Here is a 24016-nt window from a genome sequence, read left to right on the forward strand (position 1 = left end):
ACTATGTGTGGAATCGTTGGCTACTTAGGCCCGAAAGAACCAAAAAATATTATTATCGATGGTTTAAAAAAATTAGAATACCGCGGCTATGACAGCGCGGGTATTGCCGTGATTCATGACGGAAAGGTCAAGCGCGTGCGTGCGCAGGGTAAACTAAAAAACCTAGAAGAAAAAATTGTTGCTGAAGCCTTCAATGGTCATTTAGGTATCGGCCACACCCGCTGGGCGACCCACGGTGCACCGAATGAGCGTAACGCCCATCCGCACCAAGCCGGCGAAATCAGCCTGGTTCATAACGGTATTATCGAAAATTATTTAGAAATCAAAGCCGAACTTTTAAAAAAAGGCACTGAGATTAAATCCGACACTGATTCAGAGTTAGTGGCCCACTTAATCTGGGAAGATATCCAAAAAACACAGAACCTGTTGCAATCAGTAAAAAACACCTTAAGTAAAATCGTCGGAGCATTCTCTATTTTAGTGATGTGGGAAAAATCTCCGAATGAACTGATCGCCTTTAAAGACGGCCCACCGCTTATCGCGGGTATCGGCGAAAAAGAACATTTCGTTGTATCTGATGTACAGGCGGCGATCAAATACACAAAAAAGTTTGTCTACTTGAATGACCGTGAAATCGTGCATATCAATGGCGACAAGATTCAGTTTTTAAACGCTAAAGGTGAAGTCATTAAAAAAGAAATCACCACAGTCGACTGGTCTGCAGAGCAGGTTGAAAAAGCCGGTTATAAACATTTCATGTTAAAAGAGATCTACGAGCAGCCTCGCGCAGTAGCACAGGCCATTGCTCCGTATATCAACACTGAAACTCATTCCATCGAAATGAAGAACATCGGTTTTGATGTGACAGAAACCTATAAAAAAATCGACCGCGTGTTTTTTATTGCCTGCGGTACAAGTTATTATGCTTCGATGGTGGGTAAATACCTGATCGAACAAATCGCGAAGGTGCCGGTTGAAACCGATATCGCCAGCGAATTCCGTTACCGCAAGCCGGTATTGCCGGAAAACACTTTGGTGGTGACTGTATCACAATCCGGAGAAACCGCTGATACCCTTGCAGCCATCCGCCTGGCTAAAGAGTTCGGTGCCCAGACACTTTCTATTACCAACGTGGCCCAGTCTTCAATTGACCGTGAAGCTACAGGACACATGTACATGAACACCGGTGTTGAAGTCGGTGTGGCAAGTACCAAAGCATTTTCAAGCACGCTATCGTTATTAAATATTCTGGCGGTGCAAATCGCCAAAGCCCGCGGTGTGATCTCGCCGGTATCTGAGCAAGAAATTGCAAAAGCATTACTTGCGGTACCAAGCCAGATGGAGACAGTTTTATCTTACGATAAATATTTTAACGAAGCGGCAGATAAGCTTGGTGAATTTAAAGGTTTTCTGTATTTAGGCCGTGGAGTAAGTTTTCCGATCGCCTTAGAAGGTGCCTTAAAACTTAAAGAGCTGGCGTACATGCATGCTGAAGGTTATGCCGCCGGCGAAATGAAGCACGGGCCGCTTGCGTTGATCGATGAAAAGATGGCCATCGTGGTTGTGGCTCCGAGTGATGATTTGATTGATAAAACAATCTCTAATCTGCAGGAGGCGAAAGCCCGCGGCGGAAAGATCATTTCCATCGGAACCGGCGAAAATACAGCTTTAAAATCTATGTCTGAGTTTTACTTGTCATTGCCTGCGGCCCTGTGGACGACAAATCCATTGGTGGCAGTTGTGCCATTGCAGTTAATGGCTTACCACTTGGCAGATCATTTAGGTTACGATGTGGATCAACCTAGAAATCTCGCGAAGTCGGTAACGGTTGAGTAATCTGATGAGTTAAGGCCTCGTGGTACATAAGAACGTTTTCGATAAATTCGACCGTTTCTTCGCCACGGGCCAGGCCATAAACGAAAATATCCAGGTTTTCGACGTTTTGTTTTTCAGGTAATAAAATCTTTAAATTTTTCCAGCGGTAGGCATCGAGCGAACGCTGTTTGGCCAGGCGGTGAATATCGCGCAAGTGGGCGTAGCCGATGTTGTACGAAGCTAATGCCTGAATCCAGCGTTCAAAGCGCGTGATTTTGTCCGGCATTTTGTCATACAGGTACTGAAGATAATACGATCCGCCCTGAATACTCTGGATCGGGTCTTCGCGGTCTTCAATGCCCAGATACTGCGCCGTTTGCGAAGTTAACTGCATAAAGCCTTTAACACCGGTGTAGCTGGTCGCATCTTCTTCCCAGCGTGATTCCTGGTAAGCGACAGCAGCGATAAGTAGCCACGGCACCTGGTATTTTTCTGAGTACTTTTTAAAAGTGCTGCGCCATTTCGGCAGTTTTGCACGTACGTCGGCTTTAAACTGCTTGTACTCGAGTAAAGACATTTTATAAAACGGGGCATCGTACTGATCTTTAAAGCGCACCATTTTGTTTTCGCGGATTAATTTTTGAAACCAGATCTGGATAAGTTTATTTAAGTCATTTGCGTCTTTATTGATTAGCCACGCCAGCGGATAAATATTTTCGCTGGTCCAGGCTTTCGCATACTTTTTAGTTTCGACCTGACTGGTATTGCTGAATTTACTCTCAGCCATAAAACACGAATTTTTAGTCTGATAGGCACGATCGGCGATCGCTTCAAATGAACTGTCGATAACGGTCACGCGGTCAGATAGTTCGGGTGCCGCCGCAAATAATTCTCTCTGGATAAATTCTAATTTAGCCGGAATAAAAACCTGCGAGATGTTTTCGGTGCCACGGCAGAATAAAGAAATCTGTAAATCATCGTAGGCCGGGCTTTGCAGAGAAAAAGCACGGGTATGGCGTGATGAGGTTCGGGTGATTACCATATCGATTTTTTTATTTTCGAAATCAGAGTTTAAAGTATCAAAAGAACTGTAAGAGATGATTTCAGCTTTTAAGCCGTAGTCTTTGATAAAAGATTTAACTAAAGCTTCGTCTAACGATTTACCGGCGCGGTCGCGGTGTAAGCCGACTCTTACAGTCGTCTCAGCCACGCCAGAGGCGGCTTTGGATTCGTTTAAATAGACCCCGTGACAGCCGTTCGTGATGAAAATCACTAATGTCGAAAAGAACAGCAGAAGGGTAAAAGCTAAAGATTTAATCTTCATTTATAAGCAGTTTCTAGTGCATTTCCCTCTCCCAAGGCACCCTAAAAATTTACAAAATGCATTTGTCGCATATATTGGCACTGAAGACGCGTATACGGCTTTTCGCCGATTTTGAGATGCATCGTGCAAAAATTTCTTTAAAAATTCCAGGTCTCCTGACAGGATGGTAGCGTCTTTTAAGAGGGGAAAGTTAAATGTCTAAGAGCGCACAATTAGGTTGGATTGAAGTTATCGCGGGTTCCATGTACAGCGGAAAAACCGAAGAGTTGATCAGACGCGTTCGCCGCGCCCAGTTTGCCAAATTGAAAACGCAGATGTTTAAGCCGGCTTTAGACAACCGCTATCACGAGACCAACGTTTCATCGCATGACCAAACGATGATGCAAGCTATCCCCCTTAAATCGATCCACGATGTATGGAATCATATCCAACCCGACACACAGGTTGTGGGCTTTGATGAGGGTCAGTTCTTAACTCAGGATTTTGTACAGATTGCCAGAGACCTAGCTAGCCGCGGAATTCGTGTAATCATCGCCGGCCTTGACATGGACTGGAAAGGGCAACCGTTTGAACCGATCCCGACATTGATGGCCATCGCCGAAGAAGTCACAAAACCACGCGCGATCTGCACCGTTTGTGGAAACTTAGCAAGCTACACACAAAAACTTCGCGGCAGCACTTCACAGGTTGAAATTGGCTCGCAGGATAACTACGAGGCGCGTTGCCGTCAGCACTTTAGTCCTGTGTTAATTATGTCAGAGACGATCAAGGTCTTACCTAAGCCCAGCTTAGGATCAGACGTAGGTATTGTTTAATCATATTGATCTTTAAACCTGTAAACATTGTTCTAGAATAAAAAAGTCTGCTTATTTTTATAAGACAAGGGGATTTTTATTATGAACAAAAAGTTTTTAGCGCTGGCAAGTTTATCGCTGGCTCTATCGGTGGGTGTTGTATCTTGTATATCAGCACAAAAAGGACCTGACCGTGAAATCGCAGCCGATTTCTGGAGTGATATTGCAGATCTTTTCAGAACTAAAACTGAAGATTTCTCCGGCAATACACGTGCCCGTGATTTAGATACTAAAGATATCTTAAAACGCGCAACTTCTGGCAAATTAGCTTTAACAGAAGGTGAAATCTTAATCGATAACGACGCTTCGTTTGATTCTAAAGTAAACATGATCAAATCAGCGACGCGTTCGATTCGTATGTCGTACTTTATCTATGCTGACGATGATTCTTCATCAGTGATTACTCATGAATTGATCAAAAAAGCTCAGGCAGGCGTTAAAGTTAGCCTATTAGTAGACTTTATCACGAGCTACTCGAAATTAGACTTATTCCAGATGATGGTTCAAGAAGGCCGTGGCAATATCGACGTGCGTTTCTACAACTTTCCATCTATCCGATTACAGGCTGATGCGATCTACATGACTTTGCCATGTCCTGACGTACAAAATCCTAAGTCAGACACTTGTAAAAAATCAAAAGATGCTACAATGGAGAAAATGAATTTAGCTCAACCGACTTTCTTCTCGAGCTTATTCTTAGCCGGCCTTTACAGCAAAAACGCTGTGCCGATGAAAGTGGCGCTTGGTTTAGGCGGCCAGATTGATCCGGCTAAATTAAAATCAAGTGGTGCTGAAACATCTGAAGAAGACATGGCCCGCATGATGGAATTCTTAAAACTTTACTTCGATGCTAAGGTTAAAAAGGATATCGGCGCGATGATTAAATTAACTATCGCGATGTTCATGTACGGTGAAGAATTAAATCCAATCGTTAATGAATTATCTGGCCGTATCCCGTTAGCTTCTGAGAGAAAAACTCTTCCGGGTAAAAAGACAACTCACGCGCAAGAGTGGGATCATCTTACAGATTACACGCATCACAAGTTAGTTGCTGTTGATGGCCGTGAATTCCAGTTGGGTGGCCGTAATATCGAAGATTCATACCACATGAAATCTCGTATCCCGGTAGCTGCTGGTCAGAAACCTAAAGGTAAATATATCTTCATGGATACCGACTTCCGCGCTGAAACAGCTCCGGGCGGTATCGCTGCCATCGAAAAATCTTTCGACAGAACATTTAACTTCCGTGAAATGGTTGCTCCGATTGCTGAAGTTCAACGTGTTATGCCTTTAGATCTATCGGCAAATAACGAAGCCTTAGGCGAAGCTTCTGCGTCTTGTATGGCGCAGGCTCAGTCAGGAAAATTAACACAAACCTTAGAGGCTTGTGTTAAGTCAGCGATGAAATCTTCGGATAAATTTGTATCGCAACAACAACGTGTTGCAGCCCAAAAAGCTCAAATGCTGGCTTCGGTTGAAAACTATAATTCAAATTATGCGCGTAACGGTAAAAAACAATTCCGTGATAACGTAAAGGGTGTTGCTTACTCTGCTGATGTAGGCAAATTATCAGCTGACGACTTACGTACTTCTGAAGTTTATTACATCGAGAACACTTCATTTAACGTAAAAGCTGAAAAAGATTCTGATATCGTTCGCCGTGCCGGTTCTACAATCGGCGGCGAGAGATTCTACAACAAGCACATCCATGGTTTATGGTACCGCGGTTTAGAAAATGCTTGTTATGTGTCTGAAAAGCAGAACAAAGATGTACGCGTCGTGATGCACACAGCTTACTTATTTATGCCATCTGGTTTAATCCACAAGTTAGCTAAAATGCTAAACGGTGACTACGGTGACTGTTCACGTGTACGTGTAACGTTATTAACAAACTCGTTTGCAACAACAGACTTAAATGTGATCAACATTTTTGCCCGTTACCAAATGAACCAGTTATTCAGCCGTTACCAAGGTTTGATCCAGTACGCAAAGAAACATAACGAGCGTCGTTTCTTCCCGACAATGGAATACTATGAGTACGCAGCCGAAGGCACTGGCTTAGGCGTGTCATTACACTCGAAAGTATCATTACTAGGTGATGACATGATCATCGGTTCTGCGAATGCAGATACCCGTTCATACGCTATGGATACAAATAATGCGGTATTCATCAGAAACGCACATGACCTTAACCGTGAATACGCTCAGTATATTGACCGCATCATCGGTGACTCCCGCAAAACCAAAAACGTAACTAATGAGTACTCGTTTATGCAAGCGGCGCAGTTAAAAGCAGAAAACGAAATGATTTTAGGTGCGATGATCTGCCGTTGGGATAAAAAATCAGAGTGTCATAACCACGCTGATCCGAACAAGTCAGGCGTAAAAAATGCACTTGATATCCGTCAATCTCGTTTTTCAAAAGAGCGTATTCAGGAAATGTTAAAAACGATCGACGATATCGGTCAACGTATCACTGTTGATACTTACCGTATCTTAAACTTCCGCAAAGAGTTCAACCAGGTAGAGGCTTATGATAATGGACCTAAAGCGACTCACAATCATGAAGAGCAATGGTTAGAAAGAGAAATGAACGATTTATCGAACTCGTTCGATGATATGTTTAAGGTGTTATAATTGGCCGCTGCGCTAGCTGTCCTTCCTGGACAGCCTTGTCTCGACGGCATCGTGCCGTCAGAGTTGATGAGATAAGAACTATAAATTTTGAGCCCAGGTGGTTAACGCTTCCTGGGCTTTTTTTATTTGTAAGGTCTTTTTTAATTTTTTGTCGCGCTTTAACTGCTTTTGTGTGTCTTCATCTAAGGTTGCAGGATCTAATGGCGGCAATAAACCGAAGTTGATGTTGGTCGGCTGAAAGTTGTCGATGCGAAAGCTGTCGGTGATCGCTTCTAATAGTGAGCCTAAAGCGCTTTCGCGTGGTGGCGGGGTAAACGGCTTATCTGAAAGTTTTTGGTGGATAAAGCGCGATACCAATAATCCGATGCAGGTCGATTCGAAATAACCTTCAACACCGGTAATCTGGCCGGCAAAAAATAACAGCGGATCGTTTTTGCTGGAAAGATCTTTGTTTAAACGCTTCGGCGAGTTGATAAACATATTGCGGTGAATGCTGCCCAGTTTTAAAAACTCGGCGTTTTCTAAACCCGGAATCATACGAAACACTTTGGTCTGTTCGCCGTAAGCCATACGCGTCTGAAAGCCCACCATATTGTACGCGGTACCTTCTTTATTATCCTGACGAAGCTGTACCACGGCGTACGGGTAACGACCTGTTTTTGGGTTATCCAGGCCTACGGGTTTCATTGGGCCAAAACGTAGTGTTTGCGGGCCGCGCTCAACCATCACTTCGATCGGCATACAGCCTTCGAAAAATTCAGTGGTTTCGAAATGTTTGGGTTCGATTTTTCGGGCATCAGTGATGGCCTGGATAAATGCGTTGTACTGCTCTTTATCCATCGGGCAGTTGTAATAATCACCGCGTGAAGCATCGATTGATTCGGCCACTTTATCGTAGCGGTTGGCTTTCCACGCGATTTCAGTATTGATTGAATCGGCATCGATAATTGGTGCAATCGCATCGAAGAAATATAAAAACTCGTCACCGAAGTGTTTTTGTAAACTTTCGGCCAAAGCTTCATCGGTGAGTGGGCCGGTGGCAATCACTGCGGGACGCGGGATCTGCTCAAGAGAGGTCATGAGTTCACGTTTGATGGTAATGTTTGGGTGTTTGGCCACCTCTTCGGTTACCGCTTCAGCAAAACGCTCGCGGTCGATGCCAAGGGCCTGGCCTGCGGGAACAAACGCTGCTTTGGCCTGGCGTAAAATATGTGAGTTCAGTTTTTCGGCTTCCCATTTTAACTGGCCCGGCGCTGAAACTTCACCCATGCTGCCAAACGAATTTGAGCACACTAATTCTGCAAACTGATCGGTCTTGTGAGCCGGCGTTTGTTTTACACCTCTCATCTCAATTAAATCGACTTTGTATCCCAGATCGGCTAATTGCAGGGCACATTCGCTGCCTGCTAAGCCAGCACCTACTACGGTGATTCGTTTGTTTTGCATAGACGCGAAAAGTAAGCTTTCCCTTCGCAAAAAGCAAGCGGATAGGATAGGGTTTGAAGTGTGAGAGAAAACGACCGTAAACCTAAATTTAAAACCAGCGCAGAAGTGCTCCAGAGCCTGCTTTCAGGCCGTCGCGAGGGCTCGGTCGGCGGTAAAAAGCAGGATTCAGGCGTTGATCATATGGCGGATCAGTTTTCCCGCTGGAAGCTGTGGATGAACTGGGGAGAGGTTGTCGGAGCTACGGTTGCGCAACACTGTGAGCCGGTATCGTTTCACCAAGGTGTGCTTACATTGTGGGTCAAAAATGCCACATGGTTAACACAGATTAATTTTATGTCTGAGACTATAAAAAATACCATCAATCAAAAATTTGCGGCCGGTATGGTTAAAGAAATCCGTGTCACCATGGATCGCAAAAATGTGCCACAGCAAAGTAACCAGGATTTTAAGAATAATCTGCAAAAGTTTATCAAAAAATAGTTCAGACCAAGGTCCGGCCCCTGATCTGGACTGTTAAGCAAAACACATTCACATATACTGATAGAGAAGCGCGCGAAGTTCGCGCACAAAGTTTTTATTAAAGTCATGGAGAAACTATGAAGCTATTGCTATCGCTTGTGCTGCTTGTATTTATCTCGTCGTGTTCGTATTTGGGCTTACGCGGCCCTAGTTCGACGACCAAAAAACACTATGTCATTACCATGCACGGTGTGCGCGGTAACGCAGAATCTTACGGTGAATTTCACCAGTTCGTGGGAAAGACGTTAAAAGAAATCGATCCTGCTTACGAATATGTATTACATAACTGGACATACCCGGTGGGTGCAGCAGTCAACGATTCTAAAAACGGCATCGATTGGAATCCGCATTTAATCGCTGATTTATTCAATAAAGATTTCATTTTAGGGCACAAAGGCAAAAAACCATTACTGCCTGAATTAGGACCAGAAGATAAAATTTCTATCTTGGCTTACTCGATGGGTGGCCAGATGGCGATGACCTGGTACTACGATTCAATGTTTAACTTTAAATTTCATCCGTCGCTTTCTTATTCGGCGGCTGATGCAGAAAAAGTGCAGAACGTAGTTGCCCGTGTTGAAAACGTCGTTGGTCTGGGCCCGGTTTACTGGGGTTCTTTAGATGCTGAACTTGGCTGGTCGTTCTTAGAAAACGGCAACACCGCAGAAATTCATAAAGCGTTACCGAAAGCCAAAGCTTTCTGTGCTGATCCGTCAATTGTTGCCATTACACAAGGTAAAGGTTTATGGTCGACGATATTCAATGGCGCAAAAGATGCGTTGTTTGGCGAGAAAAAAGAATATACTCAAAAAGAAACGAACGACATGGCAATTAAAAATGCGCTGATCGCTACATGTGCTTCGGTGAATTCGATTGCAAACAGCATGATCTTTAAAAATACAGAAAAAGTTCCGGATTTAGTAATGTCAGGTCTGGTTAAAGTGATGAAGTCAGTCGGAAATGTAAATCCGAGCGAGATGAATCACATGCGTTTAACATCTGACGTGATCAACGAAATGCGCGTTAACCGTATTTCGCACTTAATGTTAGATCAATACCGCAATAAATACCGTGCGCGCTGGACTTCTATTGTCGGCGTATTTCCGTGTTTGGGTAAAGCCGATGCCGGACTTACCTGTAACGACTTTCAAACTGAAAACTTCAAAAAAATTAATGAACAGCTAGTAACGATATTCTCGGGGCATAAACGCCGCGAAACAGATGGTCCGGTGTTCAGCCCGGGAGCTACCGCAGATTTCTTATACTACGTAGAAAATCCAGGTCTTGAATCTAAACCGGTATTACAAACGAGCTTTGTTAACACCGCGGATTTACAGCGTAATATCAATATTCCGTCACGTGATATCTTCGTCGAAAACATGCATGCAACAGTGCTTCCGGTGATCGATGGTTTATCGGGTGTATTAGCCCCAGTGGGTGATGCGATTACCAAAGGGATCAATAACTTCGATAAATCCATCGGTGTTGACGTGGTTATCATGAATAAAGAGTGTGCTAAGCCTGAAACCTGTAAGCACCCTAATTTTAAACACGTGATCGAAACGCTGACGAACTGCGAATTCGGCCGTATCGCTTGTAACCAGCGTTTAGTGAACAAGTACTTTAATGTCGAGCTTGATTCTGATCGTTACAACGAGAACGAAAAATTACGCCAGGAATTAGGTTCTTACGCTTTAGTGATGAATATCCGTTTGCCGAAGTCATACAAAGGTGACTTATCTTCACCAGAGAAAATCTTAAAGCACATCAATTTCGCCTACACCACGGGAAAACACCAAGGTACTGAAAAGGCGCGTTTAGAAAACCGCTTGGATAATCCGGGTGATTTATATGCCAACCAGATCAACCGCTCGCGAGAGATCCTAAACTCGTATGCGGTGGTTAAAGAGTACAACGATGCACGTGTAGTGAGATTGTTCTACTTAGGGCGTGCATGGGCAAAAGATCCTAATAACGCCCAGGCCAGAGCGCAATTAGATGACGGTGTACCGGTAAAAATGGCGATCAAGTTTCCAGGCTTAACACCGAGAAACGTCACGGCAAAAGTTCGCCCGACTTACTCAACATACACAGATATCTACATCAAGTAGCTATCAGCCAGGATACACAAGCCCTTTCCTCGCCACAACGCAGGGTCTGGGAGGTATCGGTCACAAAGCTCACGTTAACAGCGTGAGCTTTTTTTATCCGCAATTCGGTTCACCGGAGGCTATACCCTCATTAATCGTCAACTCCACTGCCTGCGTTTCTTGCGATGTCTCGGGGGTATGGGTCACACAAAAAAGCACGGATTTGAAAAGTACAACTTTAAACACAGTCACGGTGGCGGTTTGCGCCAATTACGAAAAGGGCGAAAGTTTCGTCCGCTGTCTACACGAAAGCCACATCATGTTGTGTTTAAAGCTGATAGAAGTGCACTCAAGTTAAATTTTCGTTCACCGCGAACTTATAAACTCGTTAAAAAAATCATCAATCGCTATGCAAAAAGATTTTTTATCAAGATCGAGCAGTGCTCTATTAACTTTGATCACATACATCTCAATATCCGAATTCCGCGTAGGGCAATGTCACACCATTTCTTACGCGTCGTTGCTGGACAAATTGCGCAAGAGTACCAAAAGGCATTGTTAGTACGCGAGGTGACCGATACCCTCAGCAAGAAAAAGAAGTTTATGAAAGTTTGGAAGTTTCGGCCATTTACGCGAGTGGTGCACGGCTGGCGGGCCTATCAGATTGTCAGAAATTATATTCAACTTAACGAAAAAGAGGTGACAGGTGTCATCCCGTATCAGAAACAGCGGCTAAGAGGGTTGTCAATGGCGCACTGGCAACTGCTGTGGAGTTCGTGACCGATACCCCACAAGAGCTATTCTTCAACTGAAGATTTCATGATGGATTTGACTTGTTGCTGCTTTTGTCCGGCACCGAGGATTGATTTTAGGCGGTCATGTAATGAGCGGTCGTTGATCAGTGCACCGAGAGTGCCTTGCCCGTTGTCGATTTTCTCAAGGATGTTATCCATCTTGACCATCGATTTTTCTAAGCGGTTACCGGCCAGCGCCTGTTTGATTTTTACCGACGATTCATTCAGGTTTCCGGCGGCCTGATCTAATTTACTGATCACGCTCGGTAATTTGTTTTGTTCGGCCAAACTTTTTACGATCGCGTTCAGATTATTGATCGTATCAAACAGTTTTTCGCTTTCGTTACCACGCTTGCTTAACACCGCTAACAGGTCTTTACCGTATTCGGCTTTTAGTTCGCCGCGGTTTTGTACCGGCTGGCCTTCAACACCCGGGGTGATATATAAAAATTTATCGCCTAGTGCTCCTTGGGTTCTGATTTCAACGATCGAGTCGGTTTTGATTTTGCTTGCGTAGGTTGCATCCATTAAAAATACGACCTGCACCAGATTTTTTTCATGATCGTATTCGATGCCATCGACGTTACCGATTTTAACACCAGCCAACGAGACCACGGCGCCGTTATTTAAACCCTGAACCGAGTCGAAGTACGTGCTGATGCTGTAAGAGTTCTGGAAGATAGATTTATTTGAGCCCAGCATAAATACTGAAACTACCAGAACCAGGATACCTAATGCTAAAAAAGCGCCGACTTTGATTTTTGTCATAAGAGATTACCTTCTATAAATTGTTGAATCAGGCTATTGTCTTTGGTTTTTAACTGGTCGATGGTTCCCTGTTCGGCAATAACTTTGTCTTTAAGAAAAGCAAATTTGTCACAAACAGCCATCGCCGTCGGAATATCATGAGTTACAAGGATGGCCGTCACACCGGTCGCTTTAAGACGAAGAATGAGTTCCTGGATTTTTTTGGTGTTATGCGGGTCAAGCCCCGCGGTGGGCTCATCATAGAGAATAATTTCCGGATGCAGGATGACGGCACGGGCCAGGCCGATACGTTTTTGCATACCGCCGGATAATTCACCGGGGTAAAGATTGATCGCCTTTTCTAAGCCGAATTCAGCCAACTGCTGGTGAATTTTTTCAGCGATCACGCTTTCGTTAAAATCTGTATGGGCTCTGAGCGGGTAAGCCAGATTCTCATACACCGTCATCGAGTCAAACAGCGCTCCTCCCTGAAAAGCGTAGGCCACCTGCTTGCGGATCGGAATTAATTCTTTTTCGTTAAGCGGGGTGATATCGGTACCGTTAATCAGGATTTGGCCTGAATCCGGCTTCTCTAAGCCGATCAAACTTCTGAGGATAACTGACTTACCGGCCCCTGAACCGCCAACTAAACCAAGACATTCACCTTTACGCACATAAAAACTGACATCTTCATGAATGACTTTAGTTCCGAACGATTTTCTGAAATTCACCACTTCGATTAAAGCCATGATTCGATTACCCAGAATAATTTAGATAAGAAAAAGTCGCCGACTAAAATTAGTAACGATGCGGTCACTACGGCTTTGGTGGTCGCAATACCGACTTCTTTTGTGCCGTTTTTAACATTTAATCCGAAATAACAGGCCGGCATAGCGATAAAGATCGCAAAGAAAAACGTTTTACCAAAACCAGCAATATAATCTTTTAAATTCGAGGTTTCTAAAACGCGGCGGTAATAAAACTGTGCATCCAGGTTTAATTCAGCAGAGCCGACAACTAGGCCGCCAAAATTACCGACCAGATTGGCAATACTGACCAGCAGCGGTAACACGATCAGGCAGGCTAATACGCGCGGAATTACGATTTTTTTAATAGGTGAGGTTCCTAAAGCGCGGATGGCGTCGATTTGCTGGGTAACGACCATTGAACCGATCTCACTGGCCATGCCGGCGCCGACACGTGCGGCCAGCATTAACGACGTAAACACCGGGCCCATTTCACGCAGGATGGTCGAAGCCACCAGACGCGGAACGTAAGGTTTGCCGCCGAATTTTTCCAGGCCCAACCCGTATTGCAGCGACATCACCATGCCGGTTGAAAGTGCGGTGATTAAGACCAGCGGTAATGATTTAACACCGACTAAATAAATTTGGTCGATTAACAGGTTTCCGTAGAATGGACGTGTGCGCAGTTCGTTAAGCGTATCTTTAGATAAGATCGCCACACCACCTAAGAACTCTAAGGGTTCCTGGAAACGCTTGGCTATGGCTTGCGACAGGGCTACGTGTTCACTCATTGTTTAAAATCTATCTTTTGTAGAAAAGTTTTGAATTGGTCCTGATTTAAATTAATTTTTTCCGGATTTCCCGCCAAAGAAGTGACGTAGGTGCAAGTGCCGTGCTGCAAAGAGTAAGAACGGATCTCGATGGCTTTTCCTTCAATTTCGCCACGCACGATTTTAGAGTAAGATTTGCGGTTATTGACCGTCGTAGGTTTTTCTTCGATGACTTTGACGGTGTCGAGTGAATCGCTCATCAGTCCGTGAATCGATTTTAGTGAAAAATTTCCTGCAGTGCAGTCAGAGATTATTGTAATCACATTGCCTGTGTCTTTGTGCTTCCAGGCAGGGTAAACGTTGCCACTTAACTTGTTAAAATCTGAGTTCAGATCCGGTAAAATCACTTCATCAGAGAAAGTTGGCTTAGGTTCCTTGAAAATATTCGAAATACAGCCCGGAACTGAAAGTAAAATAACTACAGATAATAACAGTTTAGAAAACAGGTTCATTGACAAAATTATAGAGAGCAAAACAGCTCGAGTCTACCTTTAGGTCTAGTCGGGCTGGACTGCAAAAATCGGTGTGCGTTAAACATCCCGATGCTGTGGTCCAGTGATGTTAACACTGACGCCGGCGTCATGGAATTGTCAGCGTTGGCGGATTTTTTTGCCTAGCCTGAAATAAAACCGCTAACCACGATTTGGACAGCATGGCATTTGAAATGCTTTGTTCATTTATTGATGAAAAAGCATTTTCTAAATCTATTTACTGCAACGGTTATCATCTGGGGAGTTTCATTACCTAAGTCTTGGTCTGCAAATATGCAAACAAGTCTTCGCGTACAGGGTGATACTTTGAACTTTGAAGTAAGTGGACAGAAAAACTGGGACTATGATTTAAAGCGCGTGCAGGACGGTAAAAACGTTAAAATACAGCTTCAGGTCAAAGGTCTGGACGAAAGTTCAACACGCAACTTAAAAACAATTCAAAATCCATTTGTTAAAGACATCAAAGTTGTTCCTAAAGGAATTGATGGTTTTACGGTCATCGAATTTATTTTAGCTAACGACACTATTGATGCTTTTGATTATTTAACAGATCAACCGTCAAAGCTGGTTGTCGATTTTTATAAAAATGAAGAGCGTATTAAAGCTCCGGTCGCTGCTTACAGTGGCGCCTATGCCGAAGAGGCGAAGTTGGATGAGAACGGGAATCCGGTAAAAACAGATAAAAAAGTTAAAAAAGGCGGCAGTAATCCGGTTAAAGTGGCCTCAGGTTCAAAATTCCAGAGTCCATCGCGTTTTCCGGCAGCAGATGCTTTAAAAGTCGAGGATGATAATGGCATTTTAACGTTTGTGCAGCAGGATATCGATCTTAAATCCGGCCTGTTTGATGGCGGCGATGAAAAGTTTCACCGCTTTAAAATTAAAGAAATCGAAATTAAGAAAAACGCCATCATCAAAGGTTTATCTAATTATTACTTACGTTTTCCGATGTTAAACCACGAAATGAATTTCTGGACGGCGATGAAAGAAAATCCGGCGCAGTACGAAATTCAGCAGACCGGCTCAGATGAAAACAAACAAGCAAGATTTTTAAAGGTTCTGTTCGACCGAAAAAGAACACTGGTTTTAAAGAAAACGACTGACTGGTTCGAAAAGAAGTTTCCGCAGTCTCAGTATCTAGAACAGATCTATTTTATGAACGCTGATTCGCATATCCAGTTATGGCGTGAAAGTGGCGAAGCTAAATACTTCGACGATGCCATGCAGATGTACACCAAAGCGATGACAAAATTTCCCGATTCAAAATTAAATGAACGGACGTCGTTGTTGCTAGGTTTTTTAAATATCGATAAAAAAGACTATTTAACTGCAGTCAGAAAATTAAATGCGCATATTGAAAACCCGGCATATAAGGGTAAACCTTCGCAGGACTACGCCAAACTTGGCCTGGCATTAGCGATGTTAAACGCCAATAAACTTGAAGACGGTTTAAATCTGTTAGCTGACGTTGAAAATACAACTAAAAACGATATGACTCGTGCAGAAGCCGCTTACCGCCGTGGTGATTTTTTCTTTCATCAGGGTAAATACTCTGAAGCGGTAGATGCTTTTAACAGTGCTTTTAAAAAATACCCGAAACACACGCAGTTATTTCCGAATTCTCACTTTAACCGCATGGAAGCGTTATTCCGCTTAAAACAACCGGAGCTTGCGCATAAAGAAGCGTTAGAGTTTGTACAGCGGTATCCGGCCCATGAGTACGCGCCATATGCTTTAACCCGTGTTGGTGAGTTATTAGAGATCTTAGGTGCAGACCAGTCAAAATCAGTCGGAGCTTACCTGGAAACACATTTTCGCTACGGTGATAACCCGAAAACGGTGGTTGCGCGTTTACATATGTTAAGTACGCGTATGAAAGTGATGAAAGAGCAGGAAGTGAAAGAAACCATCGCCAAAATGAACGAGTTGGCAGACAAAAGTGATCTGTCTGACATCCAACAGTTTAAAACAACAATGATTGCTGATGGTTATTCCCGCCGTAAAGAATATCCGCGGGCAATTGAAATCCTGACCCAGTTTTACCAGAAAGAGCCAAACAAACCCGATTCTTACCAGGTCACCTTACGTATCTTACGCAATATCAATGATCAGATGAAAGAGTACTCGCAAAAAGATGACTTTCAAAATGTGCTAAAGTCTTACAAAAAGTACGCTGATACTTGGCTAAAAGCGCAGCCGCGTATTGATACTAACTTTTATGTGGCTAAGGCTTACCAGTCGGCAGGTTCGTACAATACGGCGTTAAAACAGTACGATAAAGTCCGCAAACAAATCGGCCTGTTAAAAGATGATGCGGTCTCAAATGCGATCCGTGCCAACCAGGAAGTGCCGACTGAAGATGTGATCAACCTGATGCAGGCACAGTGTCTGTATGAAGAAGGGCGTTTTCAGGAATCCTACGAGAAAATGCAAAGCATTAAAAATCCTGATATGTTGTCGGTGCAGGATCAAATCGGCCGTGTTCACTATGCAGCTTTGCTTTACGAAAAAAAGGGCGAGCTAAATGCAGCAGTCAGATATTTAACTGAGCTAACAAAAATCTGGAGTGATAAGGCTGAGTTGTTGGCACCAAGCAAGATTCATTTAGCAAATCTTGAAATTAAACGTAAGCGCCCGGAGCAGGCGATTGACCAGCTTAATGACCTGATCAGCAGTGACGCTTCTGATAAATACAAACTGGAAGCCTACAAAAAATTGTCTGATATCGCTTTAAACGAGAAAAAACAGGATTTAGCCATCAAGTCGATTTCAAATTTATTGCGAAATTTTGAGAATAAAGAAGCTCTGGCGTCATACAGATATAAACTTGGCGAGCTGTATTTTAACCAGGGTGAAATGAAAAAAGCCGGTGATGTCTGGGGCGAGATCAAAGGCAATGAATCAGCTTTTTGGTCGCAATTGGCACAGAATAAAATGCGCGACGCAAATTGGTCCGAAGAAAATAAAAAATACTTAAAACGTATTCCAGCAATGTCGAAGTCTGAAAACGCGGAGGATGCAAAATGAGTTTTGCTGAATTTAATTCAGTGAACTGCAGTTCACAATCGATGACTAACTTAATGAATCAACTAGCTAACCCGGCAATCGGTCAGTATAAGACCGTAGTCATTTCTGGTACTGCGGGGTCAGGCCGTAAAACACTGGCGCTGTATTTACAAAAAATGTACGCAAGCTTTGCGGCTTTTGAAATTGTTGAATTGTCAGAACTTTCAATTATTGAAGATCAAAAAATTTATATTTGCCAGGATATGGCCGACATCACGACCGATAATGATATTCTTGTTATTCAGATGCCTTCTTTATCAGAGAGAAAAGAAGATTTAATCGCGTTAGCAGAATTTTATATCCAGGTGCATGCATTGATGAACGGCAAAGGAAAAATCATTATTTCTGAAAAAGCCAAAGAGAAAATCTTAGCTTATACGTGGCCGGGCGAGTTTCCTGAGTTAGAGCGCGTGATAGAGCAGGCGGTAAATGCCTGCGAAAAGAACGTAATTGAGCCGGAAGACTTATCGTTAGCGGAGGCCAATAATGAACTGCATTTTTCTGTGGGTTTGAAGTTAGAAAATGTAGAGCGCCAGTATATTTTGCAGACCCTGTTCTTTGCCCAGCAGAACAGAACCAAGGCCGCTGAGATTCTTGGTATTTCTATCCGTACATTAAGAAATAAACTAAACCAATACCGCCAGGAGGGTTACCTATGAGTAATTTGTTCGATAAAACAACAGATGCTCTTGCGACTTCGATCCGTATGCGCCAAATCAGACATAATGTGACGGCAAGTAACATTGCCAATCACGAAACACCTGGTTTTAAGGCTCAGAAAGTAGAATTTGAAGAAGCGTTGGCCAGATCATTAGAGCTGGATGGCACTGATGGCGGCGCCCTTCCGGTGACAGCGACGGTATACGATAATCCGGAAGCAGCGGTAAATAACGATGGTAACAGCGTGGACATGGAAAAAGAAATGTCGGCCCTGGCAGAAAACTCAATTCTGTATAAATCGGCTTTACAACTGATCAATAAAAAAATGGCTGCGTTAAAATACGCAATTAGCGAAGGTCGCTAAGTAAAGTAAAGGATTAAAACGATGTCAGATTTTTTATCAGGCTTTAGAATTTCGGGAAGTGGTATGGCGGCGCAACGCACGCGCATGAACACTATTTCTTCGAACATTGCCAATATTAATACGACAAAAACGCCGGAAGGCGGCCCGTACCGCCGGAAGGACGTGGTTTTCGAAGCGATGCCGGATGGTAAGACGTTTGGCGACGTTATCGGGGTTAATGATCCGACAAAAGATTTTAGCCGGGTCCAGGTGACTGACGTCATATACGATAAACGCGGTCCTATTATGAAATATGAGCCAGGCCACGCAGATGCCAATGAAGACGGTTTTGTAGCCTATCCTAATATCAATCTGATGGAAGAAATGACCAACATGATACAAGCTACACGGTCTTACGAGGCTAACGTACAGGCTGTACAGGCAACTAAAGATATGGCTTTAAGTGCACTGGAAATTGGTAGATAATTAATTATATAACCCCGAGCAATTATTGCCGGGACCCTTAAAAGTTGGGAGTAACCATGGACGGTTTAAACATCTCAAATGCGAACAGATTTATTGAAGCCGGAGGCACACGTGCTTCTTCAACGGCTGACTTAGCATCTCCGAACGCAACAACCGAAGCAGGAAAATCTTTTGCCGACACATTAACTGAAGCCATCGGCCAAGTGAATGAATTGCAAAAGGCATCTGATGTAAAGGCGCAAGAACTTGCGACCGGAAAAACAGATGACATCGCCGGTGTTATGTTAGCGGCAGAAAAAGCTGACATCGCATTACGTACAATGGTTCAAGTCCGCAATAAAATTATCGATGCTTACCAAGAAATCATGAGAATGCAGGTGTAATGTGACTAAGTTATTTGGTGGTTTAATTGCGCAATTAAATGAGTTCTATAAATCGCTTGGCCCGACCAAGCGTATGGCTTTTGTCGCATCTGGATTAATCGTTGTTATGGCGGTTGGTTTTGTATTCTTTATGGCCTCAGGCAAAGACTACGAAGTTCTATTCAGAAACGTTGCTGCTGACCAGGTTCCGGTGATTATCGGAAAGTTAAACTCAAAACAGATTCCTTACCGTGTACTGGAAGATGGTTCGACAATCACGGTACCAAAAGAATTTTTACATGCGACGCTCATGCAGTTGTCAACCGAAGTCGGTTCGACAAATATGGGCAGCATCGGTTTAGAAATTTTCGAAAAAGAAAGTTTTGGGGCCAATACTTACTCGCAGAAAATTAATTACCAACGTGCGCTTCAGGGCGAATTAATGCGCGCGATTAATACATTAACTGCGGTTAAGCAGTCGAAAGTCATTTTAGCTTTACCGCAAAAGAAAACGATCATGGAAGAGTCAACTCCTCCGTCAGCATCAGTTGTTGTTGCGCTGAATTCGGGTAACCAATTATCGCCGGATCAGGTTCGTGGTATCAGATACTTAGTGGCCAATGCCGTTGAAGGCATGGATCCTGAGAAAGTAACCGTATTAGATGAGCACGGCAGAATGCTTTCAAAAAAATCTGACGGTGCTTTAGGGGCTTCAAATGAAATCATGGAGCTTAAATCACAGGTTGAAAAAGATCTGGAAGAACGCATTGATTCAATTTTATCTAAAGTAGTGGGTGCTGGCCGTATCGTAACCAAAGTGGATGCGACAATTAACCACAAAGTAGTTTCTTCGGTTGAAGAGATTATTGATCCGGATAAAACAGCGACTAAAAGCATGACCACGAACGAAGAGTCGTTAGATGGATCACGCACTAACCCTACAGGTGTGCCGGGTTCACGTGCTAATGTTCCGGGTTCAGAAGATAACCAGGGGCAAGTTGGTTTTAAGCAGGATGTAAGAAAAGAATTAAAAACAGTTATGTACGAAGTGCCGAAAACGGTACGTAACGTGCGTGAAGCCGCCGGTGGCGTTGAGAAAATCAGCGTAGCCGTGTTAGTTGACGGTACTATGACGACAACAACAGGTGCTGACGGTAAGCCGGTCACGAAATGGGAGCCACGTTCAGCTGAAGAAATTGCTAAGTACGAAGCTTTAGTAAAATCAGCTGTGGGTTTTGTCGCTCAACGCGGTGATTCGGTAAAAATCGAGTCTATCCAGTTTAAAATTGAAGATTTTTCCGAGAGTGAAAACTTACTTACAAGCTTAGAAAAGAAAAAACTTATCCAGTCATTGTTTAAATGGGGCTTGTTAGGTTTTGCTTTAATGCTTTTCTTCTTCTTAGTGGTGCGTCCATTCATGCAATGGGTAACCGATTCTTTCACCGATTCTGTCGAAGATATGTTACCGCGTACTATTGAAGAGCTGGAAGAATTACAGGCGGTGGATAACACATTACCAGGTTTAGGCGGGGTGTTGCCGATGTTACAGGATTCTGTCGATCCTGATAAGGCTGAGTCTGAGTTACTGAAAGACCGTATTATGAATTTAGTGAACAAGGATGAAGAAAAAGCATCAAGTGCCATTAATATGTGGGTTGCGAGGAAGGAATAGTCTATGAAACTGGCTAAGTATGATAATTTAGATTACGACTCTCTTCGCGGTATTGATAAAGCCGCAATTCTGGTAAATTACCTAGGCCAGGATGCGATCCGCATTCTGTTCAAGAAGATGGATGACGGCGATATTCGTAAATTAATCCATTTAATGACCAAATTTAAAATTGTACCGGTCAGCGTAACTAAACGCGTATTGGAAGAATTCTATGAAACCATCAGCGAGTCTGATGAATTTATCTTCTCTGAGCGCACTTCAAGTAAAGAATCAATCGTTGAGGCTTTAGGTGAAGAGCGGGCCCGCGGCATCCTGGGCGGTTTAAATATTTCTTCAACCGGCGGCAGAACTTTAGAGTCGCTGGAGATGGTTGATGCAAAATCATTATCAACATTCTTAGTGAATGAGCATCCGCAGACGGTTGCGGTTATCCTTGCCCATTTAGAGCCAGAGAAAAAAGGTGATGTCCTTCGCCGTTTACCGGAAGGCCTGCAGGCTGAAGTCGTACTTCGTATGGCCCATTTAGATAACGTTGATCCTGAGTTAATCTCTGAGATCGACCGGGTCTTAAAAAATCAGTTAGCTTCAACGTCTACGGTAGAGCAGTCGACCCTTGGCGGTGTTCAGCCAGTTGCCGAAATGCTTAACGTTATGGATAAATCGTCTGAGCAGACTATCATGTCACGTTTAGAGGAAAAAGATCCGTTACTTGCCGAAGAGATCCGCAAACTAATGTTCGTATTCGAAGATATTGCGAAAATCGACGACCGTGGTATTCAGATGCTTCTTAAAGAAGTTCCGAATGACCGTCTGTTGCTTGCTCTTAAAACGGCGAATGAAGATATCAAAGCTAAAGTATTTAAGAATATTTCAGCCCGTGCTGCAGAAATGTTACGTGAAGATCTGTCAAATATGGGACCTGCGCGTCTGTCAGACGTAGAGGGAGCACAGCAAGAGATCGTCAACGTAGCCCGCCGCTTAGAAGCTGAAGGTAAATTAATTATTGCAAGAGGAAGCTCGGAAGATGCGATGGTCTAGTCTGATCAAATCTAAAACTGATGATTCGGAACAGAATAAAACTGTTCTTGAATATCAGCCGCGTGAATTCGTACTAGGTACGCCGGCTGCGGCACTGGATTACCTAGAGCGCAAGAAGCAGGGCTCTGACTTCGTGTTAAGTGATGTTTTGCGTGCTACGACCGGTGTCGAAGAAATCGAAAAACAATCCGAAGAAAGCCGTATCGAGCAAAAAGTATTAGAGCGTATCGCATTAATTCAGAAGCAAGCTTACGATGAAGGTTTTCAGTTGGGACGTGATGAAGGTTTCGCTGCCGCTTTAGAAAAAAGAAATAACGAAATTAACCGTGGCCTTTCTGATTTGCACGATGTTTTAAATTCGGTACAAAACTTAAAACCTGATTTAATTTCGAATAATGAATCGCATATCATGAACCTGATTTACCAGATCGCCGAAAAACTGGCGTACGATCATATCGAGCAAAAACCTGAAGTGGTATTAGAAGTTATCCGCCGCGCGATTCACACGGCACAGGCTGAAGAAGAAGTAACAGTTTTAGTTGCACCTGAGCAGGTTCAGTTTTTAGAGTCATATAAAAGTTCTGACAACGAAAAGTACGAATTTCTTGAGAATATCCGCTTACAGCCCTCTGATCAGATCCAGGCCGGTGGGTGTGTGGTAGAAACCAACTACGGCGCCATTGATGCGCGTATCGAAGAGCGTTTCAAAAAAGTATGGTCAGAATTATCTGCAGCCATTCCAAAAGTAAAAGACCGGGTAGAGTCATCAGATGATGAAACTTAATTTTGATAAATACGAAGACATTATCAAAAACTGTCACTTAACCGAAGATAGCGGTAAGGTGACAGAAGTTACAGGTCTTTTAATTAAAGGATACCTTCCCGGTGCCTCTGTAGGCAGTATCTGCAGTATCGAGACACCGCATTCGACAAAACCGTTATTAGCCGAAGTTGTCGGCTTTAAAGACCGTCAGGTTTTAATGATGGCTTTAAATGAAATGCGTGGCGTATCGCTAGGATGTAAAATTACCTTATCGCGTTCAATAGCAACCGTAAAAGTCAGTGACGAATTGTTAGGCCGTGTCGTTGACGGCATGGGATTGCCAATTGATGAGCAAGCGCCAATAGAAAACTTTAAAGAATTTCCGTTGTATGCTGATGTGGTTAATCCGTTACATCGTGAACCGATCCGTGAGTCTTTAGATGTCGGTGTTCGGGCAATCAATGCGACGATTACCGCAGGCCGCGGCCAACGTGTGGCTATTATGGCTGGATCAGGTGTTGGTAAATCGGTGTTAATGGGTATGATGGCTAAAAATACCGAAGCTGATGTCAACGTGATCGCCTTAATCGGCGAGCGTGGCCGAGAAGTGCGTGAATTTATCGAGCACGAACTTGGTGAATCCGGCATGAAAAAAACCGTGGTTGTGTGTGTGACTTCAGATCAGTCGCCTCTTTTACGTATGCGTGGGGCGTACGTCGCTACCGCGATTGCTGAATATTTTGCGAAGAACAATAAAAATGTATTACTGGTAATGGATTCAGTAACCCGTTTTGCTATGGCCATGCGTGAAATCGGTCTATCGATCGGCGAGCCGCCGACTACTCGTGGTTATACACCGAGCGTGTTTTCAACTTTACCTAAATTATTAGAGCGTGCCGGAAATTTTGAAGGCTCCGGTTCAATCACTGGCTTTTATACAACATTAGTAGACGGTGATGACATGAACGATCCAATCGGGGATTGTGTGCGTTCGATCGTTGACGGTCATATTGTTTTGACCCGTCAGCTGGCGCAAAAAGGCCATTTTCCCGCGATTGATGTCTTACAAAGCGCCAGCCGTGTGATGAAGCAGGTGACTACTCCTGATCACGCGAAGATGGCGATAAAAATCCGTGAATTGCTGGCAACGTATAAAGAAGCCGAAGATCTGATCAATATCGGTGCCTACAAATCAGGGGCAAATCCTAAGATCGATAAGGCTGTAAAAGTGATCGATCAAATTAATGATTTCTTAAAGCAAAAAACCGATGATTCTGCAAACATGACCCAATGTCTGCGTATCATGCAACAGATCACCGCCGGCGCTTAGTTATAA

At 43.7% G+C, this 24016-nt stretch carries 21 protein-coding genes; 15 read left to right on the forward strand and 6 right to left on the reverse strand.

Annotated features, from left to right (window positions below; translation table 11 throughout):
• Nucleotides 1–3: 3 nt before the first annotated feature.
• A complete protein-coding gene (gene glmS, locus AC04MM_RS11245; RefSeq protein WP_475380458.1) occupies nucleotides 4–1836 on the forward strand; it encodes a glutamine--fructose-6-phosphate transaminase (isomerizing) in 1833 nt (610 codons plus the stop codon).
• Here the strand turns inward: glmS and AC04MM_RS11250 are convergent.
• Nucleotides 1802–3139, reverse strand: a complete 1338-nt coding sequence (locus tag AC04MM_RS11250) for a transglycosylase SLT domain-containing protein (RefSeq protein WP_475380459.1) — start codon at nucleotides 3137–3139, stop codon at nucleotides 1802–1804. The genes glmS and AC04MM_RS11250 overlap by 35 nt on opposite strands.
• Before the next feature lie 194 nt (nucleotides 3140–3333).
• Between AC04MM_RS11250 and AC04MM_RS11255 the strand changes: the two genes are divergently transcribed.
• Entirely contained in the window at nucleotides 3334–3954 is a 621-nt protein-coding gene (locus tag AC04MM_RS11255; RefSeq protein ID WP_475380460.1) for a thymidine kinase, read from the forward strand.
• 81 nt (nucleotides 3955–4035) lie between these two features.
• The gene (locus tag AC04MM_RS11260; RefSeq protein WP_475380461.1) at nucleotides 4036–6630 is read left to right on the forward strand and encodes a phospholipase D-like domain-containing protein; all 2595 of its coding nucleotides are present in this window, start codon (nucleotides 4036–4038) and stop codon (nucleotides 6628–6630) included.
• A gap of 78 nt (nucleotides 6631–6708) precedes the next feature.
• On the opposite strand, the gene trmFO is transcribed toward AC04MM_RS11260, so the two are convergent.
• Nucleotides 6709–8076, reverse strand: a complete 1368-nt coding sequence (trmFO, locus tag AC04MM_RS11265) for a methylenetetrahydrofolate--tRNA-(uracil(54)-C(5))-methyltransferase (FADH(2)-oxidizing) TrmFO (protein ID WP_475380462.1) — start codon at nucleotides 8074–8076, stop codon at nucleotides 6709–6711.
• Between the two features lie 60 nt (nucleotides 8077–8136).
• On the opposite strand from trmFO, the gene AC04MM_RS11270 reads away from it, so the two are divergent.
• From AC04MM_RS11270 to AC04MM_RS11280, 3 genes are all read left to right on the forward strand, one after another.
• Nucleotides 8137–8556, forward strand: a complete 420-nt coding sequence (locus tag AC04MM_RS11270) for a DciA family protein (RefSeq protein WP_475380463.1) — start codon at nucleotides 8137–8139, stop codon at nucleotides 8554–8556.
• Between the two features lie 116 nt (nucleotides 8557–8672).
• A complete protein-coding gene (locus tag AC04MM_RS11275; protein ID WP_475380464.1) occupies nucleotides 8673–10706 on the forward strand; it encodes a hypothetical protein in 2034 nt (677 codons plus the stop codon).
• 177 nt (nucleotides 10707–10883) lie between these two features.
• A complete protein-coding gene (locus AC04MM_RS11280; protein WP_475380465.1) occupies nucleotides 10884–11465 on the forward strand; it encodes a hypothetical protein in 582 nt (193 codons plus the stop codon).
• Between the two features lie 17 nt (nucleotides 11466–11482).
• Here AC04MM_RS11280 and AC04MM_RS11285 read toward each other — a convergent pair whose 3' ends face one another.
• The 4 genes from AC04MM_RS11285 to AC04MM_RS11300 are packed head-to-tail and all read right to left on the reverse strand — an operon-like array spanning nucleotide 11483 to nucleotide 14254.
• Nucleotides 11483–12247 carry an MlaD family protein gene (locus AC04MM_RS11285; RefSeq protein WP_475380466.1) on the reverse strand — a complete coding sequence of 255 codons (765 nt, stop codon included), beginning with the start codon at nucleotides 12245–12247 and terminating at the stop codon, nucleotides 11483–11485.
• On the reverse strand, nucleotides 12244–12975 hold the full coding sequence (locus AC04MM_RS11290) for an ABC transporter ATP-binding protein (RefSeq protein WP_475380467.1): 732 nt from the start codon (nucleotides 12973–12975) through the stop codon (nucleotides 12244–12246). The genes AC04MM_RS11285 and AC04MM_RS11290 overlap by 4 nt, the downstream gene beginning before the upstream one ends.
• Nucleotides 12966–13763, reverse strand: coding sequence for an MlaE family ABC transporter permease (locus AC04MM_RS11295; protein WP_475380468.1), 798 nt, complete (start codon nucleotides 13761–13763; stop codon nucleotides 12966–12968). The genes AC04MM_RS11290 and AC04MM_RS11295 overlap by 10 nt, the downstream gene beginning before the upstream one ends.
• The gene (locus AC04MM_RS11300; protein WP_475380469.1) at nucleotides 13760–14254 is read right to left on the reverse strand and encodes a hypothetical protein; all 495 of its coding nucleotides are present in this window, start codon (nucleotides 14252–14254) and stop codon (nucleotides 13760–13762) included. Before AC04MM_RS11300 ends, AC04MM_RS11295 begins: the two co-directional genes overlap by 4 nt.
• A 231-nt stretch (nucleotides 14255–14485) precedes the next feature.
• Here AC04MM_RS11300 and AC04MM_RS11305 point away from each other — a divergent pair, with 231 nt between their 5' ends.
• The 9 genes from AC04MM_RS11305 to AC04MM_RS11345 are packed head-to-tail and all read left to right on the forward strand — an operon-like array spanning nucleotide 14486 to nucleotide 24010.
• Nucleotides 14486–17317 (forward strand): tetratricopeptide repeat protein, encoded by a 2832-nt coding sequence (locus tag AC04MM_RS11305; RefSeq protein ID WP_475380470.1) that lies wholly within the window; start codon nucleotides 14486–14488, stop codon nucleotides 17315–17317.
• Nucleotides 17314–18015, forward strand: a complete 702-nt coding sequence (locus AC04MM_RS11310) for an AAA-type ATPase lid domain-containing protein (RefSeq protein ID WP_475380471.1) — start codon at nucleotides 17314–17316, stop codon at nucleotides 18013–18015. The genes AC04MM_RS11305 and AC04MM_RS11310 overlap by 4 nt, the downstream gene beginning before the upstream one ends.
• The gene (gene flgB / locus AC04MM_RS11315; RefSeq protein ID WP_475380472.1) at nucleotides 18012–18380 is read left to right on the forward strand and encodes a flagellar basal body rod protein FlgB; all 369 of its coding nucleotides are present in this window, start codon (nucleotides 18012–18014) and stop codon (nucleotides 18378–18380) included. Before AC04MM_RS11310 ends, flgB begins: the two co-directional genes overlap by 4 nt.
• Nucleotides 18381–18401: 21 nt before the next feature.
• A complete protein-coding gene (gene flgC / locus AC04MM_RS11320; RefSeq protein ID WP_475380473.1) occupies nucleotides 18402–18845 on the forward strand; it encodes a flagellar basal body rod protein FlgC in 444 nt (147 codons plus the stop codon).
• Nucleotides 18846–18901: 56 nt separating this feature from the next.
• Entirely contained in the window at nucleotides 18902–19228 is a 327-nt protein-coding gene (gene fliE / locus AC04MM_RS11325) for a flagellar hook-basal body complex protein FliE (protein ID WP_475380474.1), read from the forward strand.
• A gap of 1 nt (nucleotide 19229) precedes the next feature.
• Entirely contained in the window at nucleotides 19230–20879 is a 1650-nt protein-coding gene (gene fliF / locus AC04MM_RS11330) for a flagellar basal-body MS-ring/collar protein FliF (RefSeq protein WP_475380475.1), read from the forward strand.
• Between the two features lie 3 nt (nucleotides 20880–20882).
• Nucleotides 20883–21917, forward strand: a complete 1035-nt coding sequence (fliG, locus tag AC04MM_RS11335) for a flagellar motor switch protein FliG (RefSeq protein WP_475380476.1) — start codon at nucleotides 20883–20885, stop codon at nucleotides 21915–21917.
• On the forward strand, nucleotides 21904–22701 hold the full coding sequence (locus tag AC04MM_RS11340) for a FliH/SctL family protein (RefSeq protein ID WP_475380477.1): 798 nt from the start codon (nucleotides 21904–21906) through the stop codon (nucleotides 22699–22701). Before fliG ends, AC04MM_RS11340 begins: the two co-directional genes overlap by 14 nt.
• On the forward strand, nucleotides 22691–24010 hold the full coding sequence (locus AC04MM_RS11345; protein ID WP_475380579.1) for a FliI/YscN family ATPase: 1320 nt from the start codon (nucleotides 22691–22693) through the stop codon (nucleotides 24008–24010). The genes AC04MM_RS11340 and AC04MM_RS11345 overlap by 11 nt, the downstream gene beginning before the upstream one ends.
• Nucleotides 24011–24016 lie beyond the last annotated feature (6 nt).

The organism is Bdellovibrio sp. SBM16 (assembly GCF_056175625.1).

Excerpts from the sequence above, each read along its gene's own strand:
- glmS (WP_475380458.1), top strand. The coding sequence starts at position 4 with ATGTGTGGAATCGTTGGCTACTTAGGCCCGAAAGAACCAAAAAATATT.
- AC04MM_RS11250 (WP_475380459.1), bottom strand. The coding sequence starts at position 3,139 with ATGAAGATTAAATCTTTAGCTTTTACCCTTCTGCTGTTCTTTTCGACA.
- AC04MM_RS11255 (WP_475380460.1), top strand. The coding sequence starts at position 3,334 with ATGTCTAAGAGCGCACAATTAGGTTGGATTGAAGTTATCGCGGGTTCC.
- AC04MM_RS11260 (WP_475380461.1), top strand. The coding sequence starts at position 4,036 with ATGAACAAAAAGTTTTTAGCGCTGGCAAGTTTATCGCTGGCTCTATCG.
- trmFO (WP_475380462.1), bottom strand. The coding sequence starts at position 8,076 with ATGCAAAACAAACGAATCACCGTAGTAGGTGCTGGCTTAGCAGGCAGC.
- AC04MM_RS11275 (WP_475380464.1), top strand. The coding sequence starts at position 8,673 with ATGAAGCTATTGCTATCGCTTGTGCTGCTTGTATTTATCTCGTCGTGT.
- AC04MM_RS11280 (WP_475380465.1), top strand. The coding sequence starts at position 10,884 with ATGGGTCACACAAAAAAGCACGGATTTGAAAAGTACAACTTTAAACAC.
- AC04MM_RS11285 (WP_475380466.1), bottom strand. The coding sequence starts at position 12,247 with ATGACAAAAATCAAAGTCGGCGCTTTTTTAGCATTAGGTATCCTGGTT.
- AC04MM_RS11290 (WP_475380467.1), bottom strand. The coding sequence starts at position 12,975 with ATGGCTTTAATCGAAGTGGTGAATTTCAGAAAATCGTTCGGAACTAAA.
- AC04MM_RS11295 (WP_475380468.1), bottom strand. The coding sequence starts at position 13,763 with ATGAGTGAACACGTAGCCCTGTCGCAAGCCATAGCCAAGCGTTTCCAG.
- AC04MM_RS11300 (WP_475380469.1), bottom strand. The coding sequence starts at position 14,254 with ATGAACCTGTTTTCTAAACTGTTATTATCTGTAGTTATTTTACTTTCA.
- AC04MM_RS11305 (WP_475380470.1), top strand. The coding sequence starts at position 14,486 with ATGAAAAAGCATTTTCTAAATCTATTTACTGCAACGGTTATCATCTGG.
- AC04MM_RS11310 (WP_475380471.1), top strand. The coding sequence starts at position 17,314 with ATGAGTTTTGCTGAATTTAATTCAGTGAACTGCAGTTCACAATCGATG.
- flgB (WP_475380472.1), top strand. The coding sequence starts at position 18,012 with ATGAGTAATTTGTTCGATAAAACAACAGATGCTCTTGCGACTTCGATC.
- flgC (WP_475380473.1), top strand. The coding sequence starts at position 18,402 with ATGTCAGATTTTTTATCAGGCTTTAGAATTTCGGGAAGTGGTATGGCG.
- fliE (WP_475380474.1), top strand. The coding sequence starts at position 18,902 with ATGGACGGTTTAAACATCTCAAATGCGAACAGATTTATTGAAGCCGGA.
- fliG (WP_475380476.1), top strand. The coding sequence starts at position 20,883 with ATGAAACTGGCTAAGTATGATAATTTAGATTACGACTCTCTTCGCGGT.
- AC04MM_RS11340 (WP_475380477.1), top strand. The coding sequence starts at position 21,904 with ATGCGATGGTCTAGTCTGATCAAATCTAAAACTGATGATTCGGAACAG.
- AC04MM_RS11345 (WP_475380579.1), top strand. The coding sequence starts at position 22,691 with ATGAAACTTAATTTTGATAAATACGAAGACATTATCAAAAACTGTCAC.